Source organism: Streptomyces sp. A0592, from assembly GCF_004795115.1.
Classification (GTDB): domain Bacteria; phylum Actinomycetota; class Actinomycetes; order Streptomycetales; family Streptomycetaceae; genus Streptomyces; species Streptomyces erythrochromogenes.
In genome coordinates this window covers 1-2,556 of record NZ_SSBM01000092.1, presented here as the reverse complement: position 1 = coordinate 2,556, position 2,556 = coordinate 1, and the positions used below count along the sequence as shown (strand labels likewise).

The 2,556-nt window shown below is 69.0% G+C and carries 3 protein-coding genes; all 3 read left to right on the top strand.

Going from position 1 to position 2,556, the window contains the following annotated elements:
* The coding region (locus E6U81_RS39455; protein WP_136234797.1) for an aliphatic sulfonate ABC transporter substrate-binding protein at positions 1–857 on the top strand (857 nt) is incomplete at its 5' end.
* A gap of 33 nt (positions 858–890) precedes the next feature.
* The gene (locus E6U81_RS39450; protein ID WP_136234796.1) at positions 891–1,685 is read left to right on the top strand and encodes an ABC transporter ATP-binding protein; all 795 of its coding nucleotides are present in this window, start codon (positions 891–893) and stop codon (positions 1,683–1,685) included.
* The gene (locus E6U81_RS39445) at positions 1,672–2,556 is read left to right on the top strand and encodes an ABC transporter permease subunit (protein ID WP_136234795.1); all 885 of its coding nucleotides are present in this window, start codon (positions 1,672–1,674) and stop codon (positions 2,554–2,556) included. Before E6U81_RS39450 ends, E6U81_RS39445 begins: the two co-directional genes overlap by 14 nt.

Below are 2,556 nucleotides of genomic sequence, written 5' to 3'. Positions count from 1 at the left end.
TCAAGCCGCAGACCTTCAACGCCGGTCCGTCGGAGATCGAGGCGCTCAACGGCGGCTCGCTGGACATCGGTTTCATCGGTCCCTCGCCGTCGATCAACGGCTATGTGAAGTCCAAGGGCTCCAACCTGCGGATCATCTCCGGCTCCGCCTCGGGCGGTGTGAAGCTGGTCGTGAACCCGGAGAAGATCAAGACCCTGGACGACCTCAAGGGCAAGAAGATCGCCACCCCGCAGAAGGGGAACACGCAGGACGTCGCCTTCCTCAACTGGATCTCCGAGAAGGGCTGGACGGTCGACCCGGAGTCCGGCAAGGGTGACGTCTCCGTCGTCCGCACCGACAACAAGGTCACCCCGGACGCCTTCAAGCAGGGCTCCATCGACGGCGCCTGGGTGCCGGAGCCCACGGCCTCCAAGCTCGTCTCCGACGGCGGGAGCGTCCTCCTCGACGAGACCGCCCTGTGGCCCGACAAGAAGTTCGTGATCACGAACATCATCGTGTCGCAGAAGTTCCTCAAGGAGCACCCGGACGTCGTCGAGGCGGTCCTCAAGGGCACGGTGAAGACCAACGAGTGGATCAACGCCAACCCGGAGAAGGCGAAGGCCTCCGCCAACGCCAAGCTGGCGGCGGACAGCGGCAAGCCGCTCGACGCGAAGATCCTCGACCCGGCGTGGCCGAGCATCCAGATCACCGACGACCCGCTCGCCTCGACGCTGAAGACCCAGTCGGACTGGGCGGTCAAGGCGAAGCTCATCGAGCAGCCCGACCTGGCCGGCATCTACGACCTGACGCTCCTGAACAAGGTCCTGAAGGCCGCCGGCAAGCCCGAGGTCTCCGACGCCGGCCTCGGCGCCAAGTAACCCGTAATCCAACTGTCCCAGGAGGTGACGACCATGGCCACGACACTTGCCAAGGCTGCCGAGGACACGGTGGCGGAGCACACGCACGCCGCCCGTATCGAGCACGTCTCGAAGTCCTTCTCCGGCCCGGCCGGAGCGCAGCTCGTCCTGGACGACATCAGCCTCGATGTCGCTCCCGGGGAGTTCGTCACCATCCTGGGGGCCTCCGGGTGCGGGAAGTCCACCCTGCTCAACCTGGTCGCCGGCCTGGACAGGCCGTCCGCGGGGTCGATCGAGACCCCCGGCGGCCGCCCCGCGCTCATGTTCCAGGAACACGCCCTCTTCCCCTGGCTGACCGCCGGCAAGAACATCGAGCTCGCCCTGCGCCTGCGCGGCGTCGCCAAGGCCGACCGCACCACCGAGGCCGAACGCCTCCTGGAGCTGGTCCGCCTCGGCGGCGCCCACGGCAAGCGCGTCCACGAACTCTCCGGCGGCATGCGCCAGCGCGTCGCCCTGGCCCGCGCCCTCGCCCAGGACAGCCGCCTGCTGCTCATGGACGAACCCTTCGCGGCCCTCGACGCCATCACCCGCGACGTCCTCCACGGCGAACTCACCCGCATCTGGGAGGAGACGGGCCTGTCGGTCCTGTTCGTCACCCACAACGTGCGCGAGGCCGTCCGCCTCGCCCAGCGCGTGGTCCTGCTCTCCTCCCGCCCCGGACGGGTCGCCAAGGAATGGACCGTGGACATCCCCCAGCCGCGCCGCATCGAGGACGCGGACGTCGCGGAACTGTCCCTCGAGATCACCGAACACCTGCGTGGGGAGATCCGCCGCCATGGCCAGCACTGAAACGAAGGCGACAACGGACGACCTCGCGGGACTCGAGGCCGGCCTCGACGCCCTGGACGCCGTCCAGACCCACCGCACGCCGGTCCGCGAGGTCCTGGTCAAGAAGGTCCTGCCGCCGCTCCTGGCGGTCGGCCTGGTCCTGGTGGTCTGGCAGGTCCTCGTCTCCCTGAAGGTCACCGACGAGACGAAGCTCCCCGCCCTTTCCGCGGTGTGGGACAGCCTGTCCGACATGTGGCTGAAGGGGACCCTGCTGGAGGTCATCTGGACCTCCGTCTCCCGCGGTCTGCTCGGCTTCCTGCTGGCCCTGGCCATCGGCACCCCGCTCGGCCTGGTGGTCGCGCGGGTGAAGTTCGTGCGCGCCGCGATCGGTCCGATCCTGCAGGGCCTGCAGTCCCTGCCGTCGGTGGCGTGGGTGCCGCCGGCCGTGCTCTGGTTCGGCCTCAACGACGCCATGATGTTCACGGTGATCCTGCTCGGCGCCGTCCCCTCCATCGCCAACGGCCTCGTCTCCGGCATCGACCAGGTCCCGCCGCTGTTCCTGCGGGCCGGCCGCACGCTCGGCGCCACGGGTCTGCGCGGTGCCTGGCACGTGGTAATGCCGGCCGCACTGCCCGGCTACGTCGCCGGCCTCAAGCAGGGCTGGGCGTTCTCCTGGCGCTCCCTCATGGCCGCCGAGATCATCGCCTCCTCCCCCGACCTGGGCCTGGGCCTCGGCCAGCTCCTGGAGAACGGCCGCAACAACATCGACCTGCCCGGCGTGTTCCTCGCGATCATCCTGATCCTCGTCGTCGGCATCGCCATCGACCTGCTGATCTTCAGCCCCATCGAGCGGTACGTCCTGCGCAGCCGCGGCCTCCTGGTCAAGAGCTGA

What these genes read in the sequence shown, in the direction of transcription:
- E6U81_RS39445 (WP_136234795.1), top strand. Translation starts at nt 1,672, where the DNA reads ATGGCCAGCACTGAAACGAAGGCGACAACGGACGACCTCGCGGGACTC.
- E6U81_RS39450 (WP_136234796.1), top strand. Translation starts at nt 891, where the DNA reads ATGGCCACGACACTTGCCAAGGCTGCCGAGGACACGGTGGCGGAGCAC.